The organism is Phytopseudomonas dryadis, assembly GCF_004327355.1.
Classification (GTDB): Bacteria; Pseudomonadota; Gammaproteobacteria; order Pseudomonadales; family Pseudomonadaceae; genus Aquipseudomonas; species Aquipseudomonas dryadis.
In genome coordinates, this window is record NZ_QJUM01000008.1 from 78,541 (window position 1) to 91,250 (window position 12,710).

Sequence of the window (12,710 nt, forward strand, 5' to 3'; positions counted from 1 at the left end):
CGTTCCTCAACGCAGTTTCAAGGTGGCAAGGCCGATCAGCACCAGAATCACGGTGATGATCCAGAAACGGACGATGACCCGTGGCTCGGGCCAGCCTTTCAATTCGAAGTGGTGATGGATCGGCGCCATGCGGAACACGCGCTTGCCGGTGAGCTTGAACGAAGCCACCTGGATGATCACCGACAGGGTTTCCATGACGAACACGCCGCCCATGATGAACAGCACGATTTCCTGACGCACGATCACCGCGATGGTGCCCAGCGCCGCCCCGAGGGCCAGTGCGCCGACATCGCCCATGAACACCTGGGCCGGGTAGGTGTTGAACCACAGGAAGCCCAGGCCGGCACCGATCAGCGCGCCGCAGAACACGATCAGCTCGCCGGCGCCGGGCACGTAGGGAATCAGCAGGTACTCGGAGAAATTCACGTTGCCCGACAGGTAGCAGAAGATGCCCAGGGCAGCGCCGACCATCACCGTGGGCAGAATGGCCAGGCCGTCGAGGCCGTCGGTCAGGTTGACCGCGTTGCTCGAGCCGACGATGACGAAATAGGTCAGCACCACGAAGCCGATGCCCAGGGGAATGCTGACGTCCTTGAGCAGCGGCACGATCAGGGTGGTTTCCACCGGGGTCTGCGCGGTCATATAAAGGAAGAACGCCGCGCCGAGGCCGAACACCGACTGCCAGAAATACTTCCAGCGGCTCGGCAGGCCCCGCGAGTTCTTCTCGATCACCTTGCGGTAGTCGTCGACCCAGCCGATGGCGCCGAACAGCAGCGTCACGATCAGCACCACCCACACGTAGCGGTTGCTCAGGTCGGCCCACAGCAGGGTGCTCACCGCGATGGCGGAGAGGATCAGCGCACCGCCCATGGTCGGCGTGCCCTTCTTCGACAGGTGCGACTGCGGGCCGTCGTTGCGCACCGACTGGCCGATCTGACGGACCTGCAGGGTACGGATCATCCACGGCCCCAGGAACAGCGCCAGCGCCAGCGCCGTGAGCACGCCAAGGATGCCGCGCAGCGTCAGGTACTGGAACACGGCGAACCCTTTGTGGAACTGTTGCAGGTACTCGGCCAGCAGCAGCAGCATTTAGTGCATCTCCCCGGAATGGCCACACAGCGCGGCGACGACGTTTTCCATCGCGGCGCTGCGTGAACCTTTAATCAGAATGGTGGTGTCGCCCGGCTCGGCGCTTACCGCTTCGATCAGTGCGGCCTGGTCGGCGAAATGCCGGGCCTCGGAACCGAAAGCCTGTACGGCGTGTTTCATCTGCGGCCCGACCGCGTACAGAACGTCCGCCTTGCCGATCGCGTACTCGCCAACTTCGCGGTGGCCCTGCTCCGACCAGGCGCCCAGCTCGCCGATATCGCCGAGCACCAGCACCTTGCGGCCGGAGAAGCCGGCGAGTATATCGATGGCGGCGCACATGGAGGCCGGGTTGGCGTTGTAGGTATCGTCGATCACCCGCGCGCCGTTCGTCGCCAGCTGCGCTAGCGCGCGGCCCTTGACCGGCAGCAGGTTTTCCAGGCCGTTCTTGATATCGACCAGCGGTACCGCCAGGGCATGGGCGGCGGCGGCGGCGGCCAGGGCGTTGCTCACGTTGTGCTCGCCGAGCAGGTTCAACTGGATGCGCGCCTGACCATCGGCGCAGTACAGGGTGAAGGCCGGGCAACCGCGAGGATCGCGGCCCAGCTCGCTGGCGTGGAAGTCGGCCGCGCTGTCGCGCAGGGCGAAACTCAGCACCCGGCGCCCCGCCGCCCGCGCGACCCAGCGCGCGAACGCCGGGTCATCGCGATTGAGGATGGCCACACCGCCCTCGCTCAGGCCCTCGAGGATCTCGCCCTTGGCCAGCACGATGTTTTCCGGCCCGCCGAATTCGCCAACGTGGGCGCTGCCGGCGTTGGTGATGATGGCCACCTGGGGCTGCGCCAGGCCGACGGTATAGGCGATCTCGCCGAGCCCCGACGCACCCAGCTCGATGACCGCGCCTTTATGCGCCGGGGCCAGTTCGAGCAGCGTCAGCGGCACGCCCAGTTCATTGTTCAGGTTGCCACGGGTGGCCAGCACCGTACCGCCGAGTTCGAGGAACGCCGCGCGCAGGATACTGGCGAGCATTTCCTTGACCGTGGTCTTGCCGCTGGAACCGGTCACGGCCGCCAGCGGCCCACCATAGGCCTGCCGATTCAGCGCACCCAACTGGCCGAGGGCGCGACGGGTATCGGCCACCACCAGTTGCGGCAGATCGACACCCGCCACCTCACGCTCGACCAGCGCCGCCACGGCGCCCTTGGCGGCGACCTGGGCCAGGTAGTCGTGGCCGTCGAAGCGTGGCCCGCTGAGGGCGATGAACAACTGGCCGGGCACGATGCTGCGGCTATCGGTGCTCACCGCATCGAAGGCACGGTCTTCACCCTGCAGACGAGCGGCCAGGGGGCCGGCCACTTCGCTCAAATGCATCGCCCTAAGCATGCGCTGCCTCCCATGCCGCCAGTGCCTGACCGGCTTGATCCAGATCGGAGAACGGCTGGCGCTGGCCATTGATCTCCTGGTAATCCTCATGGCCCTTGCCGGCCAGCACCAACACGTCGCGACTCTCGGCCTCGGCGATCAACTGGGCGATGGCCTGGCCACGACCATGGACGAAACGCACGCGCTCGGGGGCGACGAAGCCGGCGCGGATATCGGCGAAAATCTGCTCGGCCGGCTCGCTGCGCGGGTTGTCGTCGGTGACCAGCACGCCATCGGCGAGACGCTCCACCACGGCGGCCATCAGTGGACGCTTGCCGCGATCGCGATCGCCGCCGCAGCCGAACAGGCACAGCAGGCGTCCGCTGACATGGGGGCGCAAGGCCTCGAGCACTTTCTCCAGGGCATCCGGGGTATGGGCGTAATCGACCACCACCAGCGGCTTGCCCTGCCCACCCAGGCGCTGCATGCGGCCGACCGGCCCCTGCAGGCGCGGCAGCGTCCTGAGAATCTCGTCGAGCGGGTAATCCATGGCCACCAGGGCGCCGACCACGGCCAGCAGGTTGCTCAGGTTGAAGCGCCCCAGCAGCGGGCTGCGCAGGCGGCCCTCGCCACGCGGGGTGACCAGGGTGGCGCGCACGCCCTGGTCATCGAAGTGGATGTCGCGGCAGAACAGGTAGGCGCCGGAATCCTCCAGGCTGTACCCGATCAGGCGCGACTCGCGGGGCTCTTCGGCCAGTTGGCGACCGACCGCATCATCCAGGTTGAGCACCCGGCAACGCAGGCTCGGCCAGGCGAACAGCGCCGACTTGGCGGCCTGGTAGGCGTCCATCGAACCGTGGTAATCCAGATGATCGCGCGACAGGTTGGTGAACACCGCCACATCGAAGTCCAGGGCGGCAACGCGGCCCTGGTGCAGGCCATGGGACGACACTTCCATGGCCACGGCGCGCGCGCCGGCCTTCTTCAATCCGGCCACGGTGGCCTGGACGCCAATGGGATCCGGCGTGGTGTGCAGGCCCTGGGCCAGGGCATTGTAGAAACCGTTGCCCAGAGTGCCGACGATACCGCACGGCTCGCCGAGCAGATCCAGCGCCTGGGCCAGCAACTGGCTGACACTGGTCTTGCCGTTGGTGCCGGTGATGCCGACCAGGTGCACGCCGCGGCTCGGTTCGCCATAGAAGCGCCCGGCGATGGCCGACAGTTGCCCGGCCAGGCCCTTGATCGGCACCAGTTCGGCGCTCTCGGCGCTCATGGCCTCGGCGCCATCGGCCTCATAGGCGATGGCGGCAGCGCCACGGGCGATGGCGTCGACGATGTGCACGCGGCCGTCCTGCTGGCTACCGGGCACGGCCAGGAACAGATCGCCAGGGCGCACCTTGCGGCTGTCCAGGGTCAGTTCACGGATCAGTACGGCGCTCTGCGCCTGCGGCAGCAACTGGTTCAATGGCATGGGCATCAGCCGCGCCCTCCATTGTCGTTGACGAGCGGCGCTTCGGCCTTTGCCGCGGCGGTTTCCGGCAGGTTGTCCGGGGTGATGTTCATCAGGCGCAGGCCACCGGCCATGACCCGACTGAACACCGGCGCCGAGACCAGGCCGCCGTAGTAGCCGCTCTTGCTCGGCTCGTCGATGACCACGGCGATGGCGATACGCGGGTTGCTCGCCGGGGCGAAACCGGCGAACAGCGAACGGTAGGCATTGGGCGTATAGCCCTTGGTGCCGGCTGCGGTCTTGCGGGCGGTACCGCTCTTGCCGGCCACGTGGTAACCCGGCACCTGGGCGCGGAACACACCGCCCGGCGCCTCGGTCACCTGCTGCAGCATGCCCTGCAGGGTATGCGCGACATCCGCGGGAATCACCTGCACGCCATCGCGCGGACGGTCGGTGCGGGTCAGCGACAGCGGCACGCTGCGCCCGCCGTTGCCCAGCACGGCATAGGCATGCGCCAGTTGCACGGCGGTGACGGACAGGCCGTAGCCGTAGGACAGGGTGGCCGTTTCCGCCTTGCGCCACTCGCGGTGGTTGGGCAGGTTGCCGACGCGCTCGCCGGGGAAGCTCAGGCCGGTGTCCTGACCCAGGCCGACCTGCTGCATCACGTCATAGATGGCCGCGCCGCCGATATCGAAGGCGATCTTGCTCATGCCGACGTTACTGGACTTGATCAGGATGCCGGTCAGGTCGAGCACGCCTTCCGGAGCGCGGGAAACGTCCTTGATGGTGTAGCGCCCGATCTGCAGGGTACCGCCCTTGACGTCGACCTTGTCGGTGGGCTTCCAGCGTCCGGTTTCCAGGGCCGCGCTCATGGAGAACGGCTTCATGGTCGAGCCCGGCTCGAACACGTCGATCATGGCGCGGTTACGCATGGCGGCCGGTTGCAGGTTGCGCCGGTTGTTGGGGTTGTAGGTCGGCTGGTTGACCATGGCCAGCACTTCGCCGGTCTTGACGTCGACCATCACCAGGCTGCCGGCCTTGGCGCCGAACTCGGTCAGGGCATTGCGCAGCTCGCGGTGGGCCAGGTACTGCAGGCGCAGGTCGATGGACAGCGCCAGCGCCTTGCCGGCCTTGGCGTTCTGGCTGACCTGCACGTCGCGGATCAGCCGGCCACGGCGATCCTTGAGCACCTGGCGCTTGCCGGGCACGCCCGCCAGCCAGTCCTCGAACGCCAGTTCGACACCCTCGCGGCCACGGTCGTCGATATCGGTGAAGCCGACCATGTGCGCGGTCACTTCCCCGGCCGGATAGAAGCGGCGGAATTCTTCGATCGAATAGACCCCCGGCACCTTGAGATCGAGCACGCGCTGGCCCTGCTCCGGGGTCAGGCCACGCACCAGGTACATGAACTCGCGCTCGGCATTGGCCTGCAGCCGCGCGGCGAAGGCGTCCGGCTCCTGCCCCAGGGCCGCGGCCAGCACCGGCCACTGAGCCTTGCCGGCTTGCAGTTCCTTGCCGTTGGCCCACAGCGTGGTCACCGGCGTACTGACCGCCAGCGGCTCGCCATTGCGGTCGGTGATCAGGCCACGGTGCGCCGGAATGGGGATATGCCGCACGCTGCGGGCATCGCCATGGGCCTTGAGGAAATCATGGTCGAACACGTGCAGCTCGACGATGCGCGCAGCGATGGCCGCGACCATCAGCGCCAGCAGCAGCATGACCAGGCGGAAACGCCAGGGATAGAGAGCGCCTTCGAGCCTCATCATGGCGCCACCATGCGCACTTCGGCGGCATCGGGAATGCGCATCTTCAGCTGTTCGCTGGCCAGGGTCTCGATACGGTTGTGCGCGGTCCAGGTGCTCTGCTCGAGGATCAGCCGGCCCCACTCGGCCTGCGCCTTGTCGCGCACGCTGAGCTCGCCGTACAGGCTGTTGAGCAGTTGCCGATTCCAGTGCGCGCTGTAGGAAACCGCCAGGGCGGAACCGAGCACCGAGACGAACAGCACCAGCATCAGCAGGCTGCCCCTGGGAAAACGCTTGGCGAACAGACCGTTCATCGCAGCTTCTCCGCAACACGCATGACCGCACTGCGCGAGCGCGGGTTGGCCTGCAGCTCGGCCGGCGAGGCGAACTGCGGCTTGCCGATCAGTTTCAGACGCGGCTCGAAGGCTTTGGGGATGATCGGCAGGTCGCGCGGCAACGTGTCCAGCTCGCCCTTGGCATGCTTGCGCATGAACTGTTTGACGATGCGGTCTTCCAGGGAATGGAAGCTGATCACCACCAGGCGCCCGCCTACTTCCAGCGCCTCCAGGGCGGCATCGAGGCCGCGCTGCAGGTCGCCCAGTTCGTTGTTGACGTGGATGCGCAAGCCCTGGAAGGCCCGGGTCGCCGGATTCTTGCCCTTTTCCCAGGCGGGATTGGCCACGGTCAGCACCTGGGCCAGATCCGCGGTGCGCTCGAACGGCTGTTCGCCACGCCGCGCCACCACCGCCCGGGCCATGCGCTTGGCGAAACGCTCCTCGCCGTACTCCTTGAACACCCGGGCGATCTCGTCCTCGTCGGCACTGGCGATGAACTGCGCGGCGCTGACGCCGCGCGTCGGATCCATGCGCATGTCCAGCGGGCCGTCATTGAGAAAGCTGAAACCACGCCCGGCATCGTCGAGCTGCGGCGAGGACACGCCCAGATCCAGCAGCACGCCACTGACATGGCCAGCCAGCCCGCGGACAACAAGTTCGTCGCCGAGTTCCGCAAAACTGCGCTGTACAACGACAAAGCGGCCGTCTTCGGCCGCCAGCGTATTTCCCGTCGCAATTGCCAGGGGATCTTTGTCGAACCCCAGCAGGCGACCATCCGGTCCGAGCCGCTCGAGGATCAGCCGGCTGTGCCCCCCCCTCCCGAAGGTGCCGTCCAGGTAGTAGCCATCCGCGCGCACGGCCAGCCCCTCGACGGCCTCGTCGAGCAACACGGTGATATGGCGCAGGCTACTGGTCATGGTCACAGGATCAGGTCACGTAGTTCGTCGGAGAGCGCACCGGGTTGCTTGATGGCGGCCAGATCGGCATCCGCCACGGCATTCCAGGAATCCTCATCCCACAGTTGAAATTTATTGAGTTGCCCCACCAGCATCGCGCGCTTGTCCAGCTTGGCGTACTCACGCAGGCGCGGCGGCACCAGAAAACGACCGCTGCCGTCCAGCTCCAGGTCGACGGCATTACCAATCAGCAAACGCTGCAGGCGACGGTTCTCTTCCCGGAAGGAAGCCAGCTCGCGCAGCTTGTTTTCGATGATTTCCCACTCGGGCAGCGGATAAACGCAGAGGCAAGGGTCGATGGCATCGATGGTGACGATGAGCTGGCCAGCCGAACGCGACACGAGCTCGTCCCGATACCGGCTAGGCATCGCGAGTCGCCCCTTGGCGTCGAGACTTATGGCGTTAGCTCCGCGAAACACTGTTGCGTTTCCCCTTAATCAGCCATCTGCATCCAAAAAAACCCACTTCATGCCACTTTTCACCACCGGAGCACACTATAGGAACGCGCGCACCCCACCGTCAAGGCGCGCCAACAGGGAAAAGTCCTTATAGAACGGAGATTTAGCGAGTAAAGGAGGGAGCGGGACAGAGCTTGCGAGGCAAGAGGCGGGGTAAAAACAAGCACATACAAGAACCTGCCACACAAACTTAAAGTAGTTTGTTAAGAGCAGGATTTTTTCGGTATCGGGAAATGAGACGATGAACGGAAAAGCGAGGGGAGGTGGAGAGTCGATCTGTAAGCCGGGTTCTGTCGAGGACAGTCATTCCTCTACGACGGACATCACTGTACGTCTTTAGCAACCTACCCGGTTCCAGCGCGGGCCACGCCAATGGAACCCTATTTGGTCTTGCTCCGAGTGGGGTTTGCCTAGCCACGGACTGTTACCAGCCGCGCGGTGCGCTCTTACCGCACCTTTTCACCCTTACCGGCGCCGAAGCGCTTAGGCGGTTATTTTCTGTGGCACTTTCCGTAGGCTCACGCCCCCCAGGCATTACCTGGCACTCCGCCCTATGGAGCCCGGACTTTCCTCCCCCGCGAATCGCATGACGACCCACGGCAGCGACTGTCCGATCGACTCTCCGCCGCCAAGGGTAACGGGTGCAGCCTCAAGCGGCAAGCTTCAAGCCGCAAGCTAAAGCGCAAACGACCGAACCGCCTCGCTTTTACTTGAAGCTTGTGGCTTGCGGCTTAGAGCTGGCGCTCCAGCGCCACCTGATAGAGCCGGTTCTTGCGCACCCCGGTGATCTCCGCGGCCAGCGCCGCCGCGCGCTTGAGCGGCATTTCCGCCAGCAGCAGGTCGAGCACGCGCAGCGCCTCGGTGCTCATCGCCTCCTCGCCTTCCGGCGCCTGCCAGCCGGCCACCAGCACCACGCATTCGCCGCGCTGCTGATTGGCGTCGGCTTCGACCCAGGCGCACAGCTCGGCCAGCGGCAAGCCCTTGAGCGTCTCGAAGGTCTTGGTCAGTTCGCGGGCCAGCACGGCCTGACGCTCACCACCGAACACTTGCCGCATGTCCTGCAGGCATTCGAGAATGCGGTGCGGGGCCTCGTAGAAAATCAGCGTGCGCGGTTCCTCGCGCACCCGCTCCAGGCGAGCCTGCCGGGCAACCGTCTTGGCCGGCAGAAAACCTTCGAAGACGAAACGATCGGAGGGCAAGCCGGCGGCCGACAGCGCCGCGATCAGCGCACAGGCGCCCGGCACCGGCACCACCTGCACACCGGCGGCCCGCGCCTGCCGCACCAGGTGATAGCCCGGGTCGGAAATCAGCGGCGTACCGGCATCGGAAATCAGCGCCACGTCCTCGCCGGCCAGCAGCCGCCCGAGAAAGCGCCCGCCCTCGTCGCGCTCATTGTGCTCATGGCAGGCCGCCAGCGGCGTGCCGATGCCGAAATGCTGCATGAGCCGCGCCGAATGGCGGGTATCCTCGGCCGCGATCAGGGCCACACCGCTCAGCACCTTGAGGGCACGCGCGCTGAGGTCCTCAAGATTGCCGATCGGCGTGGCCACCACATACAGGATACCGGGGGTGCCACTGGGTACTCCGCTAGCAGTCACGGCAACGCCTCGCAAGATTCACAAAGCGGCCATTGTAACGTGGCTGACGCCTCAGGGTCTTGCGCGGCAGGCGCAACGGGCAGGCACAGGCGCCAACTGGGCAGCGGTTAACACCTTCGACATCGCACCCGCGCCGTCCCTTGGGTACAATTCGTCGCTCATTCGCTCAAGAACCGGGATCGTTTACATGATCGCTTGCCTGCGTCCGCTCTCCGCACTCTGCCTCGTCGGCCTGCTCGCCGCCTGTAGCAGTTCGCCCTCCTCCAGTCTGGGCGAACTGCCGCGCACCCCTCAGGCCAGCCTCGAACAGATGCTGCAGCAAGCTGGCGACAGCCAGAGCGAAGACGCGCAGCTGCTGCGCCTGTCCGCTGCCGACCTGGCCTACCAGCAGAACGACGTGGGCCGCGCCTCGAGCATCCTTGCCCAGGTCAACCTGGAAACCCTGAAACCCGCCCAGCAGATCTACGCCAGCACCCTCGCCGCCGAACTGGCGCTTGCCGGCAATGACCCCAAGGCCGCGCTGCAGGCCCTGACCCACCCGAGCCTGGAACGCCTCGGCGAGCTACCGGTGGAGCAACAGGTACGCACCCAACTGGCCCGTGCCACCGCCCTGGAGGACGACGGCCAGACCCTCGCCGCCGCCCGCGAGCGGGTGTTCATCGCCCCCCTGCTGAGTGGCGAGCAAGCCCGGCAGAATCACGATCGCATCTGGCAACTGGTATCCAGCCTGCCCGCCGAGGCCCTGCAACCCGGCGGCGACGCCGACCTCTCCGGCTGGTTGAGCCTGGCCCAGGCCGCCAAGACCGTCGGCACCCTGGAGCAACAGCAGAATGCCATCGACAACTGGCTGGCCCAGCACCCGAGCCACCCGGCCGCCCTGCAACTGCCGCAGGCACTGGCCGACCTGCTGGCGCTGTCCAGCCAGCCGCTGCAGAAGATCGCCCTGCTGCTGCCCCAGGAAGGCCAGCTGGCCTCCGTCTCCCGCGCCCTGCGCGACGGCTTTCTCGCCGCCCATTACCAGGCGCAGCAGGCCGGCGAGAACCCGCCGCAGATCCAGCTGTACGACAGCGCCCGCCTGACCTCCCTGGATGATTTCTACCGCCAGGCCCAGGCCGATGGCGTGCAACTGATCGTCGGCCCTCTGGAAAAGAACCTGGTCACCCAACTGGGCAACCGTGCCGAACTGCCCATCACCACCCTGGCCCTCAACTACAGCGAATCCAGCCAGGAAGGCCCGCCCCAGCTGTTCCAGTTCGGCCTGGCCGCCGAGGACGAAGCCCGCGAAGTGGCGCGCCGCGCCTGGGCGGACGGCATGCGCAACGCCGTGGCCCTGGTGCCCAGGGGCGACTGGGGCGACCGTGTGCTGAATGCCTTCCGCCAGAGCTGGCAGGCCGCTGGCGGCACCCTGCTCGGCGCCGAACACATCGACCAGCCGGTGGACATGGCCCGGCAGATCGCCGACCTGTTCCAGCTGCGCGGCACCGCGGGAGGCGCCGCCGGCGAGCCGTCGCGCCGCCAGGACGTGGACTTCATCTTCCTCGCCGCCACCCCGCAGCAGGCCCAGCAGATCAAGCCGACCCTGGCCTACCAGTACGCTGGCGAGGTGCCGGTATACGCCACCTCGCACCTGTTCAGCGGCAGCATGAACGCCGCGCAGTACCGCGACCTCGAAGGCATTCGCTTCTGCGAGACCCCCTGGCTGCTGGACGTCAACGACCCGCTGCGCCAGCAGGTCAACAGCCAGTGGCCGCAAGCCGGTGGCAGCCTGGGCCGGCTGTACGCCATGGGCGTCGACGCCTTTCGCCTGGCACCGCGCCTGGGCCAGCTCAAGGTGCTGCCGGATAATCGCGTCGCCGGCCTCTCCGGCAGCCTTGGCCTGAACCCGGCGCAGCGCATCGAACGCCAGCTGCCCTGGGCCGAGTTCCGTGGCGGCCAGGTTCAGCGCCTGCCCGACAGCAGCCATTGAGCGACGACCCCCGCCACGCCAGCGGGCGCGAGGCCGAAGCCTGCGCCCGCCAGTACCTCGAGCGACACGGCCTGCGCCTGCTCGCACAGAACTGGCGCGGCCGCCGCGGCGAGCTCGATCTGGTCATGCTCGATGGCGATACAGTAGTATTCGTCGAAGTCCGCTACCGCAAGCACAGTGCCTGGGGCGGCGCTATCGAGAGCGTGGACGGGCGCAAGCGCGACAAGCTGATCGCCACGGCCATGCAGTTTCTCCAGCAGCAGCCGCGCTGGGCCAGACAGCCGTGCCGCTTCGACGTGATCGCCATCGGCTCCGGCCAATCATCGCCGCTGGAGTGGATCAAGAACGCATTCGATAGCTGACAGTCGAATCCAGGTTCGCACGACAGACATTCGCCAGCATTGCAAACGGCGCCGCATGCCCCGTGCGCTGCAGGCACCGAACCGGCTCGACGAGCCGATACAGTCAAGGTTAAAAGTCCACATGGATATGCAAGCCCGTATTCGCCAGCTGTTTCAAGCCAGCATCGAGACCAAGCAACACGCCATGGAGGTGCTGGCGCCCTTCATCGAGCACGCCAGCCAGGTCATGGTTCAGGCCCTGCTCAGCGAAGGCAAGATCCTTTCCTGCGGCAACGGCGGCTCCGCTGGCGACGCCCAGCATTTCTCCTCGGAACTGCTCAACCGTTTCGAACGCGAGCGCCCCAGCCTGCCGGCCATCGCCCTGACCACGGACAGCTCGACGATCACCTCGATCGCCAACGACTACAGCTACAACGAGATCTTCTCCAAGCAGATCCGCGCCCTCGGACAACCCGGCGACGTGCTGCTGGCCATCTCCACCAGCGGCAACTCGGCGAACGTGATCCAGGCGATTCAGGCGGCCCACGACCGCGAGATGACCGTAGTCGCCCTGAGCGGGCGCGATGGCGGCGGCATGGCCTCGCTGCTGCTGCCGGAGGACGTGGAGATTCGCGTGCCCAGCAAAGTCACGGCGCGTATACAGGAAGTCCATTTGCTGGCCATCCACTGCTTGTGCGACCTTATCGACAGTCAACTGTTTGGGAGTGAAGAATGACCCGTTCACCACTGATCTTCGCCGCTCTGGCACTGAGCCTGATTCTCGGCGGCTGCGGCAGCCGCAGCATCGGCAACAAGATCGACGACCAGTTCGTCGCGCCCGATGTCGCCAACGCCATCTCCCGGGCTCATGCGGATCTGGCCAGCCCCACCTCGCACATCGTGGTCACCAGCTACAACGGCGTGATCCTGCTCGCCGGGCAGACCCCGCGCGAGGAACTGAAGAACATCGCCGAACAGGCGACCCGCAAGGTGCAGGGCGTGCGCAAGGTGCACAACGAACTGCAGGTTCTGCAACCGACCTCGCTGCTGGCGCGCAGCAACGACTCGCTGCTGACCACCAAGATCAAGGCTCAGATGCTCACCGACAGCAGCGTCCCGGGCAGCCGCATCAAGGTGATCACCGAGAACGGCATCGTCTACATGCTCGGCGTGGTCAGCCGCCAGGAAGCCAACCGCGCCAGCAACCTGGTACAGAACGTTTCCGGCGTGCAGAAGATCATCAAGCTGTTCCAGTACACCGACTGAACGACCCGCGCGGTCGGAACGAGGGCGCCCACAAAAGAGCGGCAAACCGCCGCCTGTGTAGGAGCGCCGACCTCGGCGCGAGGCGATGGCGGCCCCCCGTGGTGCGGCCCGTGATCGCGGTTCCTACAGAGCCGGGCAAGCCGCCGTTTT

At 66.3% G+C, this 12,710-nt stretch carries 12 protein-coding genes and 1 other RNA gene; 4 read left to right on the forward strand and 9 right to left on the reverse strand.

What is annotated here, in order from left to right; all coding sequences use genetic code 11:
• Nucleotides 1-6: 6 nt before the first annotated feature.
• The 9 genes from mraY to rsmI all read right to left on the reverse strand — a co-directional run bounded on the left by mraY (nt 7) and on the right by rsmI (nt 8,987).
• Nucleotides 7-1,089 (reverse strand): phospho-N-acetylmuramoyl-pentapeptide-transferase, encoded by a 1,083-nt coding sequence (gene mraY, locus DNK34_RS08675; RefSeq protein WP_131175453.1) that lies wholly within the window; start codon nt 1,087-1,089, stop codon nt 7-9.
• On the reverse strand, nt 1,090-2,469 hold the full coding sequence (locus tag DNK34_RS08680) for a UDP-N-acetylmuramoyl-tripeptide--D-alanyl-D-alanine ligase (protein WP_131175452.1): 1,380 nt from the start codon (nt 2,467-2,469) through the stop codon (nt 1,090-1,092).
• Complete coding sequence (locus tag DNK34_RS08685) at nt 2,462-3,925, reverse strand: UDP-N-acetylmuramoyl-L-alanyl-D-glutamate--2,6-diaminopimelate ligase (protein WP_131175451.1); 1,464 nt, start codon at nt 3,923-3,925, stop codon at nt 2,462-2,464. Before DNK34_RS08685 ends, DNK34_RS08680 begins: the two co-directional genes overlap by 8 nt.
• Nucleotides 3,925-5,664 (reverse strand): peptidoglycan D,D-transpeptidase FtsI family protein, encoded by a 1,740-nt coding sequence (locus DNK34_RS08690; RefSeq protein WP_131175450.1) that lies wholly within the window; start codon nt 5,662-5,664, stop codon nt 3,925-3,927. Before DNK34_RS08690 ends, DNK34_RS08685 begins: the two co-directional genes overlap by 1 nt.
• Nucleotides 5,661-5,954 (reverse strand): cell division protein FtsL, encoded by a 294-nt coding sequence (gene ftsL, locus DNK34_RS08695; protein ID WP_131175449.1) that lies wholly within the window; start codon nt 5,952-5,954, stop codon nt 5,661-5,663. The genes DNK34_RS08690 and ftsL overlap by 4 nt, the downstream gene beginning before the upstream one ends.
• Nucleotides 5,951-6,898, reverse strand: a complete 948-nt coding sequence (gene rsmH / locus DNK34_RS08700) for a 16S rRNA (cytosine(1402)-N(4))-methyltransferase RsmH (protein WP_131175448.1) — start codon at nt 6,896-6,898, stop codon at nt 5,951-5,953. Before rsmH ends, ftsL begins: the two co-directional genes overlap by 4 nt.
• Nucleotides 6,895-7,350: a division/cell wall cluster transcriptional repressor MraZ gene (gene mraZ / locus DNK34_RS08705; RefSeq protein ID WP_131175447.1), complete on the reverse strand. Its 456-nt coding sequence runs from the start codon at nt 7,348-7,350 to the stop codon at nt 6,895-6,897. Before mraZ ends, rsmH begins: the two co-directional genes overlap by 4 nt.
• Before the next feature lie 302 nt (nt 7,351-7,652).
• Nucleotides 7,653-8,011: RNase P RNA component class A (gene rnpB, locus DNK34_RS08710), an RNA gene on the reverse strand.
• A 109-nt stretch (nt 8,012-8,120) separates the two neighbouring features.
• Nucleotides 8,121-8,987: a 16S rRNA (cytidine(1402)-2'-O)-methyltransferase gene (gene rsmI / locus DNK34_RS08715; RefSeq protein WP_131175446.1), complete on the reverse strand. Its 867-nt coding sequence runs from the start codon at nt 8,985-8,987 to the stop codon at nt 8,121-8,123.
• Nucleotides 8,988-9,174: 187 nt separating this feature from the next.
• On the opposite strand from rsmI, the gene DNK34_RS08720 reads away from it, so the two are divergent.
• From DNK34_RS08720 to DNK34_RS08735, 4 genes are all read left to right on the forward strand, one after another.
• Nucleotides 9,175-10,953 (forward strand): penicillin-binding protein activator, encoded by a 1,779-nt coding sequence (locus DNK34_RS08720; protein ID WP_131175445.1) that lies wholly within the window; start codon nt 9,175-9,177, stop codon nt 10,951-10,953.
• Nucleotides 10,950-11,315: a YraN family protein gene (locus DNK34_RS08725; protein ID WP_131175444.1), complete on the forward strand. Its 366-nt coding sequence runs from the start codon at nt 10,950-10,952 to the stop codon at nt 11,313-11,315. Before DNK34_RS08720 ends, DNK34_RS08725 begins: the two co-directional genes overlap by 4 nt.
• A 121-nt stretch (nt 11,316-11,436) precedes the next feature.
• Nucleotides 11,437-12,030: a phosphoheptose isomerase gene (locus DNK34_RS08730; RefSeq protein WP_131175443.1), complete on the forward strand. Its 594-nt coding sequence runs from the start codon at nt 11,437-11,439 to the stop codon at nt 12,028-12,030.
• On the forward strand, nt 12,027-12,560 hold the full coding sequence (locus DNK34_RS08735; protein ID WP_131175442.1) for a BON domain-containing protein: 534 nt from the start codon (nt 12,027-12,029) through the stop codon (nt 12,558-12,560). The genes DNK34_RS08730 and DNK34_RS08735 overlap by 4 nt, the downstream gene beginning before the upstream one ends.
• Nucleotides 12,561-12,710: the final 150 nt, after the last annotated feature.